Here is a 14,805-nt window from a genome sequence, read left to right as displayed (position 1 = left end):
AATTTGATAAAGAACCTTCCTCAAAGATTTGTTGGGGTGGGGTTTATCCCCACCCGATTTCTTTTTAACGGGCGGGGATAAACCCCGCCCCTACAAAAATCGAAAGTTTAGGCCACGATTACACCATTACCGCTTCTTTTATCCAAAGCTCATTTACCTGTCATTGTAAAAAATTTGCAAATTCCTACCGCTTATTTTTTTATCCCTTTCTAATCTGTGTTAAAATTCCCCGTTTTTAGTAATTATGAATGGAAAAGAAACGTGGAAAAACAATTAGTCGAATTTTTAACAACCACTTTAGATGATTTAAAAGCACAAGATATTTTAGCTATTGATGTTCGTGGTAAATCAAGTATTACTGATACGATGATTATCGCAACAGGGACTTCGGTTCGTCACGTTGCGGCAACGGCGGACAAATTAGCCGCAGAAGCAAAACAAGCCGGTTTTGAGGTGTTTGGCGATGAAGGTAAAGCCGTGGCGGATTGGATTGTTGTGGATTTCGGACAAGCTATCGTGCATTTGCTTCAAGCGGATGCCCGTGAAATGTACCAATTAGAGAAACTTTGGTCGTAATGAAGATTAAATTAATTGCCGTAGGGCAAAAAATGCCTGATTGGGTAAAAGTCGGTTTTGAAGAATACCAACGCCGTTTTCCGAATGATATGCCCTTCGAATTGATTGAAATTCCAGCCGGTAAACGTGGCAAAAATGCGGATATTAAACGTATTCTGGAGCAAGAAGGGAAGGCGATGTTAGCCGCAGCCGGTAAAGGGAAAATCGTTACGCTAGATATTCCCGGAAAGCCGTGGACAACCGAGCAGTTGGCGAAGCAACTAGAAGGTTGGAAAAATGATGGGCGAGATGTTTGTTTGCTCATTGGTGGGCCAGAAGGGTTATCGCCGGAATGTAAACAAGCCGCTGAACAGAGTTGGTCACTTTCGCCTTTAACGTTGCCACATCCTTTGGTGCGTGTTGTGGTCGCTGAAAGTTTATATCGTGCGTGGTCTTTAAGCACTAACCACCCTTATCATCGTGAATAAACAAGCGGTGTGATTTAAAGAAAATTTTGCAATTTGAGATAAGTATGTTTGGTAAACTCGGAAAATTGATGTCGGCTAAGCCTCATGAAAAAGTGAGAAACGGGCAAGCGGAGAGTAATTTATTTGCTCGCCGTGCGGTCGTGGCTTTTGTCGGCGTACTCGCTTTAACCGGCGTGTTGATTGCTAATCTGTACCATCTCCAAATCAGTAGTTATGAGGATTACCAAACCCGTTCGAATGGCAACCGGATTAAATTATTGCCTGTTCCGCCAACGCGTGGCTTGATTTATGACCGCAACGGTAAAGTGTTGGCAGAAAATATTACCTATTTTGGTTTATTCATCGTGCCGGAAAAAACGCAGGATTTAGAACAAACCTTAATCGATCTTAAAGAGGTTGTGGGTTTAACCGATGAAGATATTGAGAATTTCCGCAAAGAGAAAAAGCGGACTTCACGTTATACCCCGATTTTGTTGAAAGGCAATTTAGACGAAGAACAAATGGCACGTTTTGCCGTTAATCAATATCGCTTCCCGAGTTTAGATGTGCAAGCCTACTACAAACGTAACTACCCTTATGGCGAAACGCTAACGCATATTTTGGGTTATGTCGCGAAAATTAACGAAAGAGATAAGAAAAAGCTCGAAGAAGAGGGTAAATTCGGTAATTATGCGGGTTCTCACGATATGGGAAAACTGGGTATTGAAAAGTACTACGAAGATCAGCTGCACGGGCAAACAGGGTTTGAAGAGGTAGAAATCAATAACCGAGGGAAGGTAATTCGGAAATTACGTGATCAAGAAGGTGCGGCAGGCAGTTCCATTCGTTTAACTATTGATGTGGAATTACAACAATATATTCAGAATTTATTGGGTAATCAGCGTGGCTCAGTGGTTGTGATGGATCCTCGTGATAGCAGTATTTTGGCGATGGTAACCAACCCAAGTTATGATAATAACTTGTTTGTAGGTGGTGTATCCGGTAAGGATTATAAAGCATTATTGGAAGACCCTGCTCGTCCGCTTTATAGTCGGGCAACGCAGGGGACTTATCCACCAGCATCGACTGTGAAACCTTTTTACGCTGTGATGGGGTTAGCCGAAGGGAAAATTACGCCAACCACCACCATTTTTGACCCAGGCTACTGGATTTTGCCGGGAACGACACAACGCTATCGTGACTGGAAAAAATCCGGGCACGGCGCAACGAATGTCAATAAAGCGATTACCGAGTCTTCGGATACCTTTTTCTATCAGCTGGCATACGATACGGGCATTGATAAGATGTCTGAATGGATGAAAAAATTTGGTTTTGGACAGAAAACCGGTATCGACCTTTTTGAAGAGTCAGCCGGTGTTATGCCAAGCAAAGAGTGGAAAATGGCTCGCTATAAAAAAACTTGGGTGCAAGGGGATACCATTCCGGTTGGGATTGGGCAAGGTTATTGGATTGCCACCCCCCTACAACTTGCGAAGGCGACTTCGGTGTTGATCAATAATGGTCGGGTTAATACGCCTCATTTAATGAAAGAAGTGATGAGTGCAAAAGCAGTAGAGCCTTACAAAGACCCTGCGCTTTATGAAGATATCACCGGTGTGCCAGAGCGTTTTTGGCAAGTGGCGAAACTGGGCATGTATAACGTAATCAATGCCGGCAATGGTACGGGTAAGAAAGCGGGTGGCTCGTTCTATCGTGCCGCCGGAAAAACAGGGACGGCACAGGTGTTTAACTTAAAAGGCGGTAAATATAATAAAAACGCCTTGAAAAAAGAGTTGCACGACCATGCGTGGTTTATGGGCTATGCCCCTTATGATAATCCTAAGGTGGTGGTTGCCATCATTTTAGAAAATGCCGGCGGTGGTGGTAGTGTGGCAGCTCCGGTTGCACGTAAAGTCTTTGATTTTGCGTTATCCAATACATTGAAAAATGAGGGCGCTCAACCTTTGCAAAAAAATGAGCAAATTCAACCGCTTGAAACAATGCCAGAGGGCGAAGTAAATGAATAATGGCTTTAAGAAACTCTTTTGGAAAGTCTTTTCTCTTGATGTATGGTTATTGCTCGGATTATTAACGATTACCGGATATGGTTTACTTGTGTTATATAGCGCAAGTGGTGCGAGTGAACGAATGTTTACCAACCGAATTGTCCAAGTCACATTAGGCTTAGGCGTGATGTTTGTCATGGCAATGATTCCACCAAGAGTCTATAAACAAGTTTCGCCGTATCTTTATGCAGTCACGATAGTGATGTTGGTACTAGTAGATTTAATTGGTGAAACCAGTAAAGGAGCACAGCGTTGGCTCAATTTAGGCTTTGTACGTTTTCAACCTTCGGAAATTGCGAAATTAGCGGTGCCTTTGATGGTGGCCACCTTTTTAAGTAATCGCCCGTTACCACCGAGTTTCAGAGATACCTTTATTGCTTTAGCCATTATTGTTTTTCCAACCTTGCTCGTTGCGATGCAACCGGACTTAGGAACCTCAATTCTTGTTTGTGCAGCAGGGATTTTCGTTCTGTTTTTAGCCGGATTGAGTTGGAAGTTAATTGGCGCCGGCGTGGTATTTCTTGCCGGATTTATTCCGATAATGTGGTTCTTTTTGATGCATGATTATCAGAAAACACGGGTAATGACATTGATCGACCCAGAGAAAGATCCGCTGGGTGCGGGTTACCATATTATTCAGTCAAAAATTGCGATTGGTTCAGGTGGACTACACGGAAAAGGCTGGATGGAAGGCACGCAATCTCAACTTGAATTTTTGCCTGAGCCACATACCGATTTTATCTTTGCGGTATTAAGTGAAGAGCATGGTTTAATTGGGGTATTGATCTTATTAGCCATCTATTTGTTTATTATTGCACGAGGGCTGATGATTGGCGCAAAATCGGATAATGCATTCGGGCGCATTCTTTCTGGTGGCACAGCATTACTCTTTTTTGTGTATGTTTTTGTAAACATTGGTATGGTAAGTGGTATTTTACCCGTAGTTGGTGTACCCTTACCACTGTTTAGCTATGGGGGAACATCTTATGTTACACTTATGGCGGCTTTTGGGTTGATGATGTCAAGCTACGTGCATAGAAAACGAGCAAATGACAACAATCCTTATAGTAAACTTAAATAATTTTTGCATTAAAATTAAACTTTTGCTTTTTTGCGGTATCAAAAAGCACATACAAGAGCAGTTATCTATTAGAGATTAACAGCCAACCATCATTCTTTCTAAGCGTGATGGGCAATACAAACATCGTTACAAACGAAACGATATCTAAATGAGGAATACATACTTATGCGATTAAGTAAAATTGTAACCCTGTTGTTAGCTGGATTCTTAACATTCGGATCATTGAATTCTGTTGCAGCAACTAAACACGCAAAAACAAGTGTGAAAACGACAGTAGTAGCCAAAAAGAAGGTTGTTGCTAAAGTTAAAACATCAAAACAAACGGTAAAAGCGGTTAAATCTTCGCAAAAATCTGCGAAAAAAGCCGTGAAAGCCAAACAAGACTTACAGAAAAAAGTCGCTCGTCAGCATTTCCAATCTGGTGTTGCGAGCTATTATGCAGACAAATTTAACGGTCGCCGTACCGCAAATGGCGAAACCTTTAATAACGCTGCAATGACCGCCGCCCATAAAACATTACCTTTCGGGACGTTAGTTGAAGTGACGAATATGCGTAATGGTAAAAAAGTGGTCGTGCGAGTAAATGACCGTGGTCCTTATGCCCATGCACGTGTCATTGATTTATCGAAAACAGCAGCGCGTCAATTAGGCATGCATCATTCAGGCACAGCTAAGGTTAAATTAGCGATCTTGAATAAAAATAAAAAATCGACTGAAATTCAGGAAGAAGATATTTAATTTTTCTGAAGCCGGTTTATTTAAGGGGTTGTTGGTTACCAACAAGCCCTTAGTTTTTATCGTTATTTTATAAAATTAAATTTAAACAGTTCGGAATCTTTAATATGAAAAAAACATTATTAAAATCGGTTAGCCTTTGTGCTATGGCGCTTTCTTCTTTTGCTTACGCAGATGTGAATACAGATTTTGGCATTAGTGCACCGCAATTAAATGCCCAAACCTATATTCTCATGGATTATAACTCGGGTGCTGTCTTAGCGAGTTTAAATCCGGATCAACGTCAATATCCTGCCTCATTAACCAAAATGATGACAGCTTATGTTGTGGGCGATGCGATTAAACAAGGTAAAGTTCGCAATAGCGATATGGTAACCGTGACCGAAAATTCTTGGGCGCAAAAATTCCCAGGTTCTTCATTAATGTTTTTAGATTTAAACACGCAAGTTTCGGTGGGCGATTTAATGAAGGGGCTGATTATTGTTTCGGGTAATGATGCAGCGGTTGCCTTAGCGGAACATACTTCAGGTTCACAGCAAGCATTTATTGACCAAATGAATAAATATGCACAACAGTTTGGTTTAAAAAATACTTATTTCACTACCGTACACGGTTTAGATGATCCGAACCAATTCTCTTCAGCACATGATATGGCGATTATTGGCGCACATGTGATTCGTGATCAACCGGAAGAATATAAAATCTACGCAGAAAAAGAGTTTAAATATAACATCAAAAAACCACAGCCAAACCGCAACGGTTTATTGTGGGACAAAACGATGAACGTAGATGGTATGAAAACAGGTCATACAGATAAAGCAGGTTATAACCTAGTCGCTTCTGCAACGAATGCGAATACTCGCTTAATCTCGGTGGTAATGGGCGTACCAACCTATAAAGGCCGTGAAGTTGAAAGTAAGAAGCTACTTCAATGGGGCTTTGCGAATTTTGAAACGGTAAAATCATTACCGGCGGGTCAAGCGATCAAAGAAGAAAGTGTATATTACGGTAATGCGAATAAAGTCCAACTTGGTTCTGTTCAAGATAGCTTTATTACCATTCCGAAAGGAAAAACAGCCGATTTAAAAGCCCGTTATGAGTTAGACAGTAAAAGCCTAGAAGCGCCTTTAGCAAAAGGACAAGTGGTAGGTAAAGTGATTTATCAACTTGATGGTAAAGATGTGGCGAGCAGTCCTCTCCAAGCATTACAAGACGTTCAAGAAGCCGGTATCTTTGGTAAAGCGTGGGATTGGTTGGTGCTAACGGTAAAGAGTTTGTTCAACTAATTCACAGGCCTTGTAATTTAAAAATCAATCCCCATATATAGGGACAAGATAGCAAGCGGTGGGATTTCGCAAATTTTTTGCTAAATTCCACCGCTTCCGTATTATTTAAGATAAGGAAAATATTATGACTCAAAATAAAACAGTAAATCTTCAAGATCTTCCACAAGCAAAATTAAAAGACTTATTAGAATTCCCATGTGCATTTACTTTCAAAGTGGTCGGCACGCATCGTGATGATTTAATTGATGATGTGGTTGCCGTCACGCAAATTCACGCAAAAGGCGATTATAACCCGCGTGAACAACGTAGCTCAAAAGGGACTTATAACTCGGTTTCCATTGATATTATTGCAGAACATATCGACCAAGTTGAAACGCTTTATGAAGAACTGGCGAAAATTCAAGGCGTAAGAATGGTGTTATAATCTTACCTTTGAATGTTTTACCCCTCTCCCTGATTTTGCTTCTCAACGAAGCAAAATCTGTCCCTCTCCCACAAGGGGAGAGGGTTAAATAACGATTTTCAACAGCCCCAAGTAAAGAGATCAAAATGACCAGCCTTATTATCCGCCAATTAGGGACGCAGCCCTACGAAAAAATCTGGCACGAAATGCAATCTTTTACCGATCATCGTGATGAAAATACCCCCGATGAAATCTGGCTTGTCCAACACCCCAGCGTGTTTACCCAAGGTTCAGCCGGTAAGCCCGAGCATTTACTAAACCCAACCCAAATTCCCGTGGTTCAGACCGATCGAGGCGGGCAAATTACATACCACGGCGAAGGACAGCAGATAATGTATGTGCTGATTGACATTAAGCGGTTAAAAGCAAATGGCAAAGAGATTTCAGTCAGAGAGTTGGTTACTGCTCTAGAACAATGCGTGGTAAAAACCTTGGCAGATTACGGCGTGAACGGTTACCCTAAGGCAGACGCGCCCGGGGTTTATGTTGATGGACGAAAAATCTGCTCACTCGGTTTGCGTATTCGAAAAGGTTGTTCATTTCACGGTTTGGCGTTGAATATCAATATGGACTTACAGCCCTTCTTAAACATTAACCCTTGTGGCTATGCAGGGTTAGAAATGTGCCAATTAAGTGAGTTAATCAATCGTAATGATTTAACTTGTGATGAAGTCTCGCCAAAATTGGTTGCCCACTTTACCGAGATTTTAGGCTATAATATGCAACAAATTATTAACAGTTAGGAAATAACATTGTTATGACAACGCCTGTAAAAAAAGAACCGTTCAAAATGGAACGGGGCGTAAAATATCGTGATGCTGCCAAAACATCTATCATTCAAGTTCGCAATATCGACCCCGATCAAGAACTTTTGAAAAAACCGGAATGGATGAAAATTAAGCTCCCGGCAAGCTCGGCAAAAATTGACAGTATCAAAAACGGAATGCGCAGACACGGCTTACACTCAGTGTGTGAAGAAGCCTCTTGCCCAAATTTACACGAGTGTTTTAACCACGGAACCGCAACCTTTATGATCATGGGAGCGATTTGTACCCGTCGTTGTCCATTCTGTGATGTGGCACACGGTAAACCCTTACCGCTTGATCCGGAAGAACCGCGTAAAGTGGCAGAAACCGTGCAAGATATGAAATTGAAATATGTGGTTATCACTTCAGTGGATCGTGATGATTTACCTGACCGTGGTGCAGCACACTTTGCCGCAACCGTACGAGAAATTAAAGCACTCAATCCCGATTGCAAAGTGGAAATTCTCGTGCCGGATTTTCGTGGTCGTGTTGAACAAGCGGTGGCTATCTTGAAGCAAAATCCACCAGATGTGTTCAACCATAACTTAGAAAATGTGCCACGTTTATATCGTGAAGTCCGCCCAGGTGCTGATTATAAGTGGTCGTTAGAATTACTTAAAATCTTCAAACAAGAATTCCCGAACATTCCAACCAAATCGGGCTTAATGGTCGGCTTAGGCGAAACCAATGAAGAAATTTTAGAAGTAATGCAAGATTTACGTGATCACGGTGTCACAATGCTCACAATCGGACAATACTTACAACCGAGCCGTCATCACTTAAAAGTAGAACGTTATGTCCCACCGGCAGAATTTGATATGTTCCGTGCAGAAGCAGAGAAAATGGGCTTCGAACATGCCGCCTGTGGACCTTTTGTACGCTCCTCTTATCACGCCGACCTCCAAGCTAAAGGTGAGATAGTTAAATAATTTGTAATATCCTTACGTTTGAAACGCCACTTTTGTGGCGTTTTCCTTTCTATAAAGCGGTCAAATTTATGTTAAAATTTACCGATTTTTATTTCTAGGAATATATATGTTAAAACAGGTTTCAGAGAGCTTATTAGCACCAAGTGGGCTTGAGCTTTCACACTTATCACAAGTATTAGATCATTTCGCCACCCGACACATAGATTATGCCGATCTCTATTTCCAACTCAGTATGGATGAAAGCTGGGCGTTGGAAGACAGCATTATTAAAGAAGGCGGTTTTTACATCGATAAAGGCTTTGGCGTTCGTGCCGTTTCAGGCGAAAAAACAGGCTTTGCGTATGCCGATCAAATTAGCCTCAACCAGCTTGAACAATGTGCAGTGGCGGCTCGCAGTATCACACAAGAAAGCGGTCAATTATTGGTAAAAAATTTCAAAGAAACGACCGCTTGTAAACGTTACCCTTCGCTCAATCCGCTTGATACGCTAACCCGTGAGCAAAAAGTCGAATTACTCCACTTAGTTGATAAAGTGGCTCGTGCGGAAGACCCAAGGGTAATCCAAGTGAATGCAAATGTTTCAGCCGTCTATGAAGAGATGTTAGTTGCCGCAAGTGATGGCACTTTAGCCGCAGATATTCGCCCTTTGGTGCGTTTATCTGTTTCTGTTTTGGTGGAAGAAAATGGTAAACGTGAACGAGGTTCGGCAGGTGCAGGTGGACGCTATGGCTTAAATTGGTTTTTTGAACCGAAGGTTATCAACGGCGAAATGGTTGGCTATAACCGTGCGGAGTATTTGGCGAAAGAAGCGGTGCGCATGGCATTAGTGAATTTAGGGGCAATGCCGGCTCCGGCAGGCTCAATGCCGATTGTGCTGGGTGCCGGTTGGCCGGGGATTTTACTTCACGAAGCCGTCGGACACGGTTTAGAGGGCGATTTCAATCGGAAAGAGTCTTCACTCTTTACCGGTAAAATTGGCGAATTGGTTACCTCGCCATTGTGTACCATCGTCGATGACGGCACCATTCAAGATGCTCGAGGTTCAATGACCGTTGATGATGAAGGCGTACCGTCCCAACGCAATGTCCTCATCGAAAACGGGATTTTAAAAGGTTATATTCAAGATAAACTGAATGCACGTTTAATGGGCGTTGTACCAACGGGCAACGGTCGCCGTGAGTCTTATGCGCATTTGCCAATGCCTCGTATGACAAACACCTATTTAACGGAAGGTAACCATGATTTTGAGGAAATGATTGAGTCGGTTGAATACGGTTTATATGCGCCTCATTTCAGTGGTGGACAAGTCGATATTACCTCGGGGAAATTTGTGTTCTCAACCGCAGAAGCCTATCTCATTGAAAAAGGGAAAATCACCCAACCGGTTACCGGTGCAACCCTTATCGGCAGCGGTATTGAAGCGATGCAACAAGTTTCAATGGTCGGCAAAAAAATGGAACTCGACCCGGGCATCGGCACTTGCGGTAAAGAAGGACAATCCGTCCCTGTCGGTGTTGGGCAACCTACGGTAAAATTAGACAAGATCACTGTGGGGGGAAGGGGGTAAGCCTTGCATGCTAAGGCATAGCGATCTTTAAGAGATTAACCTATACATAACCCTGTACGATTATACCGTGCAGGGTTTAAATCATTTCTTACTACCTAAAAGTTTCGAGAAAATAAACCCTCCTACTGCCGCAGCACCTAGTAAAACAGTCCCAACAGCATTAGAGTTTGAAGAACTTGCAGGTTGTTTTATTTGTGGTTTTGTTCTTTCACAACCACGAACACATGAAACTATTTTATAAGCATTAGGAAAACTGGCTTTAAACATATTTCTTGCTTCTCTTTCATTTCTTGCAACAAATATATACATTGATGTTGTTGTATGTGTTTTTGCCATTTGAGCTAAAACTTTAAATTCATACGTCTTTTCCATGGTGTTTTTCCTAGAACTTATTTTTTTACAATATAAGATACAATCATAATAATTAAAATGATTGCTGCTATTGTGCCAATACTCGCCATTCATTTGCTCCTAGTATTTGTTGAGTTGTACGTTTTAGTTTTATTAGAAATAGATCTGCATTATCAAAATCTTGGGTTAGACAACCACTCGAAAATTGGTGGCAATTTCTCCTAAATACATCATATTTAACACGCTTTCCTAATTGTGCTAAAGCATAATGACCAATAATTTCACTTCCAACTGCCTCCCCATTTTTGCTTGAAACGTAAATAGTGATTGATGGAGTATTTTTAATGAAATCATTTAATGATACTCTTTCAATTAAGCCATCTTTATTTAAATGTACAATAGAATTATTGCCTACATATATTCCCGAATGCTCTGCAATACCAAACGCCAAATCACAATAAACGACTGAACCGAATTTAGGTGTTACTTGTTTTCTAAATAGATTATTTACAATGGATTTGGTTGCTTTATAAACAATACCCAGTTTTATTAATGTTTTTGTTGGATTATTTAAACCACTGTTTAATGGTTTCTTTTGCTTTTTCTGCATGTTCATCTTTAATATGTGTGGCAACAGTAGCTAATGCAGCAGCTATAGTTGTGAGATCATCTGTATAACCCACAACCGGAGCTACATCAGGGATAGCATCAATAGGTAAGATAAAATAACCTAAAGCGCCATAAATAATACCTTTAGCCCACACTGGGGTATCAGAATCTTGAGCTGCATAGTACATCTTTAGCGAAGGTTCCATCACTTTTAGTCCGGCTTTTTTGGCATATTTTTTAGCTTTATCCCAAAATCCTTCTTCGGAGAAATTTTTGCTATATTCTTCGTTAGAAAGTGCTTCTTTATTGTTTTCAGGAAGTTCCGACATATTAAAATCCCTTAAATAATTGATTAAAATTTGATGAAAATTGTATTTATTTGGCTGTTATATTACAATCAACCCCCAGTTGTGGTTTCTTCCGAATTTGTGGGTATATATGAAAATCAATGAAAAAATCCGTTTTTTAAGAGAAAGCAAAAGTTTAACGCAAGATGAAATGGCGGATCGTTTAGGTATGTCCACAAATGGTTATGCAAAAATTGAACGCGGTGAAACGCGTTTAACTATTCCTAAATTGGAACAAATTGTTGAAGTGTTTGATACGGATATTTTGGAGTTAATGTCGCTTGGCGAACGAAATGTTGTTTATTTTCAAGAAAGTGGAAATAACCATAGCTTAAATATCATCAACCCCACCTCTCAAGATTTAGCCTCTGAGATTATCCAACTCAAACAAACGATTTCTCATCAACAAGAGATGTTATCTGCAAAAAATGAGTTGATAGCTTTACAAAAATCACAACTCGAAACATTGCAGAAGATGGTAGAGAAATTATCACAGTAATACGACAAGCGGTAAGTTTTCAGAAAAAACTTACCGTTTTTTGTTGTAAGAATAAGACCGCTTAAATTATTTTTGCGATCAGCTTCGAAAATATCAAATGTTGAGAAAGAAAAAAGATGATAAAAGAATATATTAACGCTAATGATATTTTTATCGGAGGCGTTATGCGAAGTAAATGGGCGGATGATTTTCCTGATACGATTATTGACCGTAAACTTGGGGAGGCAACATCACACCCTTTATATGAGCTGGCTAAAGCAGGTAATGTCGAGGCGGCTTATCAATTAGCGAAAGATTTAGTAACAGATGAAGCAGTGGAAAAACTACGTCAAATTATTGGTTCGCAAGATGTAATGATAGTTCCTGTTCACGCTGAAGAAGCTGTTGGGCGGAATATGATCCCTGTTGCAACTGCGACTGTTATTGGGAAAAAATTAAATATCCCCGTAGAATTATCTATTGTTCAAGCAACTAAAGTTTCTCGTACAGGAGGTGATGGTTGGCATAGATTGGCATATTCACCACAGTTTTATGGGACTTTTAAACGAGGGCAAAAAGCCATTATTTTAGACGATACTCAAACACAAGGGGGGACATTAGCGAGTATTAAAGGTTATATTGAACACTTAGGTGGTAAAGTAATAGGTTGTTATGCTTTAACAGGGAAACAATATTCTGTACAATTAAGATTATCAAAAGATACATTATCAACATTGAGGCAAAACTATGGCGACATTGAAAAATGGTGGGAAACCGAATTCGGCTACGACTTCTCGAAACTTACCGAATGGGAAGCAAGATTTATCCTCAACTCGCGTAAGAATGCTGACGAAGTCCGAAATATTATCTCTTCAAGAAAGCAAGAGAATGGCGTATGAGATGATGATGAAAATGAATTAAAGAAGAGGACGACAAGCGGTAAGTTTTCAGAAAAAACTTACCGTTTTTTGTTGAAAAAGCGATAGAATAAAACGTTTTTAAAAAGAAGGAATAATAAATGGCTTGGGTACAAATTCGTTTAAATAGTACAGATAAACACGCTGAGCAGATCAGCGATTTTTTAGAGGAGATTGGTGCGGTTTCGGTTACTTTTATGGATAGCCAAGATACGCCAATTTTTGAACCGCTTCCGGGCGAAACCCGTCTTTGGGGAAATACCGATGTGGTGGGCTTGTTCGATGCAGAAACCGATATGAAAGCGGTTGTGTCTGCGTTAATTGAAAGCCAGTTAGTCGCGGAAGATTTTGCTCACAAAATTGAGCAAATTGAAGATAAAGATTGGGAACGTGAGTGGATGGATAATTTCCACCCAATGCAATTTGGTAAGCGTTTATGGATTTGCCCAAGTTGGCGTGAGGTTCCTGATCCTAATGCGGTAAATGTGATGTTAGACCCTGGTTTAGCGTTCGGTACAGGTACGCACCCGACAACTGCACTTTGTTTGCAATGGTTAGATGGTTTGGATTTAGCCGGCAAAACGGTAATTGACTTTGGTTGTGGTTCAGGCATTTTAGCGATTGCTGCGTTAAAACTTGGGGCGAAGCGTGCTATTGGGATTGATATTGATCCACAAGCGATTTTAGCTTCAACCAATAATGCTGAGGCAAATGGCGTTGCGGATCGATTAGAGCTCTTCCTTGCTAAAGATCAGCCTAAAGATTTATTAGCAGATGTGGTGGTAGCAAACATTCTTGCCGGTCCGTTAAAAGAGTTGGCACCAAATATCATTACGTTGGTTAAACCACAAGGCGATTTGGGGTTATCGGGCATTTTAGCAACACAAGCGGAATCTGTTTGCGAAGCCTATGCGCCGGATTTTACGCTTGACCCGGTGGTTGAAAAAGAAGAGTGGTGTCGTATTACGGGCGTGAAGCACGGTTAAACGAACGAATAAGCGGTTAAATTTTGTTGGAATTTAACCGCTTGTGCTTTATTAGAAGATCGCTTCTACACGCAAGAAGCCTCTTAAATAATGGCTACGATCATTGTCTTTATCGTTATAAAAACTTAATTCCGGCTGGATGAACACCCATTTACGTAAAATAGGTTGGCGGTAGGTCACAAAAGGCCCCCAAGAATTAAATTTATGAAGTTCATGGTCAAATCGCCCACCGGCAAATAGCCCATAGCTTAGCGTTTTATTATTCTCAAAGTTATGTTGGCGGTATAAGCTATTTCCCCAACCTGTTTCTTCATCAACATCGTGGGTATATTGTAGGAAGGTGTGGTTCATGATAAAGGCATTTGCACTATCCCAATAACGGTTTTCCAAGTTAGTACGTAGATAGTGTTTACTGTTTGTCCCATAACGATAAATTTGTTCTAAACGAGTGCTCAGTGTTTCTGTCCATTCCCATTTTTTGCTTAAACGTAAACGCCCAAAGATATCCCCTCCGGAGCGTAAACCCGCATCGAGGTCGCTATCAATCCCCAGTTTTTTAACCTCATTTGACCAACGTAAACCGACGGACGCATTATCATTACGAGCTTGGCGGGCATCATAATTCTTGTTAGGGTCAAGATTAGAGTAGTTGCTACCAATACGGTTTTTATCTCGAGCTTGGTTTTCTAAATCTTCATCACCGAATACAACACTTAGATGTTTTTTGAGAACAGGGAGTTTGATTTTCCCACGTACGCGTGGTTTGTAAGAAAAATGATGATGTTTAGACCATTCCATATCCATCATCACTCGTAGGCTTGCAGAAGCTGGTTTATTCGGATCGGTTTCGCCTAACCAATCATTGATATTATTTGACCAAGAGTGAAGGGTCTCTTTCACATTTTTATGTTGTTCGTCAGCCCAAGTATTTTCTGTTTCTTCGGCAAAGGAATAGGAGGACGAAAAAATAAAAAGAGTAGGGAGGAGATAGTTGAGTTTGTTCATTGTTTTATTACCGTTTTATAAAATTGCCTAAATGATAATCTAAAATGAAACGTAGCTCAAAAAAATCTCAAAAAAAAGCGGCTGGATCTGCAAAGGGCTGCGATATGATGTCGCTTCTGATTAAAAAGCAATTTAGCGCAGAAATATTTGCTCCCTC

17 protein-coding genes are annotated in these 14,805 nt (G+C 40.7%); 13 read left to right on the top strand and 4 right to left on the bottom strand.

Translation table 11 applies throughout. The features are described 5' to 3' along the window. Positions 1–261: 261 nt before the first annotated feature. The 10 genes from rsfS (at position 262) to tldD (ending at position 9,955) form a co-directional block, all read left to right on the top strand. Positions 262–576 (top strand): ribosome silencing factor, encoded by a 315-nt coding sequence (gene rsfS / locus DDU33_RS02445; protein ID WP_108922906.1) that lies wholly within the window; start codon positions 262–264, stop codon positions 574–576. Next, on the top strand, positions 576–1,043 hold the full coding sequence (gene rlmH, locus DDU33_RS02440) for a 23S rRNA (pseudouridine(1915)-N(3))-methyltransferase RlmH (RefSeq protein ID WP_005820444.1): 468 nt from the start codon (positions 576–578) through the stop codon (positions 1,041–1,043). Before rsfS ends, rlmH begins: the two co-directional genes overlap by 1 nt. Before the next feature lie 44 nt (positions 1,044–1,087). Beyond that, positions 1,088–3,049, top strand: coding sequence for a penicillin-binding protein 2 (mrdA, locus tag DDU33_RS02435; protein ID WP_108922904.1), 1,962 nt, complete (start codon positions 1,088–1,090; stop codon positions 3,047–3,049). Continuing rightward, the gene (rodA, locus tag DDU33_RS02430) at positions 3,042–4,169 is read left to right on the top strand and encodes a rod shape-determining protein RodA (protein ID WP_005820448.1); all 1,128 of its coding nucleotides are present in this window, start codon (positions 3,042–3,044) and stop codon (positions 4,167–4,169) included. The genes mrdA and rodA overlap by 8 nt, the downstream gene beginning before the upstream one ends. A gap of 165 nt (positions 4,170–4,334) precedes the next feature. Further along, positions 4,335–4,907 carry a septal ring lytic transglycosylase RlpA family protein gene (locus DDU33_RS02425; RefSeq protein WP_005820450.1) on the top strand — a complete coding sequence of 191 codons (573 nt, stop codon included), beginning with the start codon at positions 4,335–4,337 and terminating at the stop codon, positions 4,905–4,907. A 104-nt stretch (positions 4,908–5,011) separates the two neighbouring features. Further along, on the top strand, positions 5,012–6,190 hold the full coding sequence (locus DDU33_RS02420; protein WP_108922902.1) for a serine hydrolase: 1,179 nt from the start codon (positions 5,012–5,014) through the stop codon (positions 6,188–6,190). A gap of 124 nt (positions 6,191–6,314) precedes the next feature. Beyond that, on the top strand, positions 6,315–6,614 hold the full coding sequence (gene ybeD / locus DDU33_RS02415) for a DUF493 family protein YbeD (RefSeq protein ID WP_005820454.1): 300 nt from the start codon (positions 6,315–6,317) through the stop codon (positions 6,612–6,614). A 125-nt stretch (positions 6,615–6,739) separates the two neighbouring features. Next, positions 6,740–7,396: a lipoyl(octanoyl) transferase LipB gene (gene lipB / locus DDU33_RS02410; RefSeq protein WP_005821609.1), complete on the top strand. Its 657-nt coding sequence runs from the start codon at positions 6,740–6,742 to the stop codon at positions 7,394–7,396. Between the two features lie 14 nt (positions 7,397–7,410). Beyond that, positions 7,411–8,388: a lipoyl synthase gene (gene lipA / locus DDU33_RS02405; protein ID WP_005821611.1), complete on the top strand. Its 978-nt coding sequence runs from the start codon at positions 7,411–7,413 to the stop codon at positions 8,386–8,388. Positions 8,389–8,494: 106 nt separating this feature from the next. Further along, on the top strand, positions 8,495–9,955 hold the full coding sequence (gene tldD, locus DDU33_RS02400; protein ID WP_108922899.1) for a metalloprotease TldD: 1,461 nt from the start codon (positions 8,495–8,497) through the stop codon (positions 9,953–9,955). An 81-nt stretch (positions 9,956–10,036) separates the two neighbouring features. Here tldD and DDU33_RS02395 read toward each other — a convergent pair whose 3' ends face one another. From DDU33_RS02395 to DDU33_RS02385, 3 genes are all read right to left on the bottom strand, one after another. Beyond that, positions 10,037–10,327, bottom strand: coding sequence for a hypothetical protein (locus DDU33_RS02395; RefSeq protein ID WP_005820302.1), 291 nt, complete (start codon positions 10,325–10,327; stop codon positions 10,037–10,039). 67 nt (positions 10,328–10,394) lie between these two features. Continuing rightward, positions 10,395–10,916 (bottom strand): lecithin retinol acyltransferase family protein, encoded by a 522-nt coding sequence (locus DDU33_RS02390; RefSeq protein ID WP_005820301.1) that lies wholly within the window; start codon positions 10,914–10,916, stop codon positions 10,395–10,397. After that, positions 10,873–11,244 (bottom strand): YkvA family protein, encoded by a 372-nt coding sequence (locus tag DDU33_RS02385; RefSeq protein WP_005820300.1) that lies wholly within the window; start codon positions 11,242–11,244, stop codon positions 10,873–10,875. Before DDU33_RS02385 ends, DDU33_RS02390 begins: the two co-directional genes overlap by 44 nt. Positions 11,245–11,353: 109 nt before the next feature. Between DDU33_RS02385 and DDU33_RS02380 the strand changes: the two genes are divergently transcribed. The 3 genes from DDU33_RS02380 to prmA all read left to right on the top strand — a co-directional run bounded on the left by DDU33_RS02380 (position 11,354) and on the right by prmA (position 13,643). Then, positions 11,354–11,761, top strand: a complete 408-nt coding sequence (locus tag DDU33_RS02380) for a helix-turn-helix domain-containing protein (RefSeq protein WP_005820299.1) — start codon at positions 11,354–11,356, stop codon at positions 11,759–11,761. A 164-nt stretch (positions 11,762–11,925) separates the two neighbouring features. Next, on the top strand, positions 11,926–12,639 hold the full coding sequence (locus DDU33_RS02375) for a phosphoribosyltransferase (protein ID WP_244175327.1): 714 nt from the start codon (positions 11,926–11,928) through the stop codon (positions 12,637–12,639). Positions 12,640–12,758: 119 nt separating this feature from the next. Next, a complete protein-coding gene (gene prmA, locus DDU33_RS02370; protein ID WP_108922897.1) occupies positions 12,759–13,643 on the top strand; it encodes a 50S ribosomal protein L11 methyltransferase in 885 nt (294 codons plus the stop codon). Between the two features lie 51 nt (positions 13,644–13,694). On the opposite strand, the gene DDU33_RS02365 is transcribed toward prmA, so the two are convergent. Beyond that, entirely contained in the window at positions 13,695–14,648 is a 954-nt protein-coding gene (locus DDU33_RS02365) for a hypothetical protein (protein WP_108922896.1), read from the bottom strand. Between the last annotated feature and the right edge of the window lie 157 nt (positions 14,649–14,805).

Source organism: Actinobacillus porcitonsillarum, from assembly GCF_003101015.1.
GTDB classification, from domain to species: domain Bacteria; phylum Pseudomonadota; class Gammaproteobacteria; order Enterobacterales; family Pasteurellaceae; genus Haemophilus_A; species Haemophilus_A porcitonsillarum.
Note: the sequence above shows the minus strand (reverse complement) of the source record. Positions and strands in the feature narration are given on the sequence as shown.

Bases quoted from the DNA above. Each gene is read 5' to 3' on its own strand.
- ybeD (WP_005820454.1), top strand. From the start codon at position 6,315: ATGACTCAAAATAAAACAGTAAATCTTCAAGATCTTCCACAAGCAAAA.
- DDU33_RS02375 (WP_244175327.1), top strand. From the start codon at position 11,926: ATGCGAAGTAAATGGGCGGATGATTTTCCTGATACGATTATTGACCGT.
- DDU33_RS02390 (WP_005820301.1), bottom strand. From the start codon at position 10,916: ATGCAGAAAAAGCAAAAGAAACCATTAAACAGTGGTTTAAATAATCCA.
- mrdA (WP_108922904.1), top strand. From the start codon at position 1,088: ATGTTTGGTAAACTCGGAAAATTGATGTCGGCTAAGCCTCATGAAAAA.
- prmA (WP_108922897.1), top strand. From the start codon at position 12,759: ATGGCTTGGGTACAAATTCGTTTAAATAGTACAGATAAACACGCTGAG.
- DDU33_RS02385 (WP_005820300.1), bottom strand. From the start codon at position 11,244: ATGTCGGAACTTCCTGAAAACAATAAAGAAGCACTTTCTAACGAAGAA.
- rodA (WP_005820448.1), top strand. From the start codon at position 3,042: ATGAATAATGGCTTTAAGAAACTCTTTTGGAAAGTCTTTTCTCTTGAT.
- DDU33_RS02395 (WP_005820302.1), bottom strand. From the start codon at position 10,327: ATGGAAAAGACGTATGAATTTAAAGTTTTAGCTCAAATGGCAAAAACA.
- lipB (WP_005821609.1), top strand. From the start codon at position 6,740: ATGACCAGCCTTATTATCCGCCAATTAGGGACGCAGCCCTACGAAAAA.
- DDU33_RS02365 (WP_108922896.1), bottom strand. From the start codon at position 14,648: ATGAACAAACTCAACTATCTCCTCCCTACTCTTTTTATTTTTTCGTCC.
- DDU33_RS02425 (WP_005820450.1), top strand. From the start codon at position 4,335: ATGCGATTAAGTAAAATTGTAACCCTGTTGTTAGCTGGATTCTTAACA.
- DDU33_RS02420 (WP_108922902.1), top strand. From the start codon at position 5,012: ATGAAAAAAACATTATTAAAATCGGTTAGCCTTTGTGCTATGGCGCTT.
- rlmH (WP_005820444.1), top strand. From the start codon at position 576: ATGAAGATTAAATTAATTGCCGTAGGGCAAAAAATGCCTGATTGGGTA.
- lipA (WP_005821611.1), top strand. From the start codon at position 7,411: ATGACAACGCCTGTAAAAAAAGAACCGTTCAAAATGGAACGGGGCGTA.
- DDU33_RS02380 (WP_005820299.1), top strand. From the start codon at position 11,354: ATGAAAATCAATGAAAAAATCCGTTTTTTAAGAGAAAGCAAAAGTTTA.
- tldD (WP_108922899.1), top strand. From the start codon at position 8,495: ATGTTAAAACAGGTTTCAGAGAGCTTATTAGCACCAAGTGGGCTTGAG.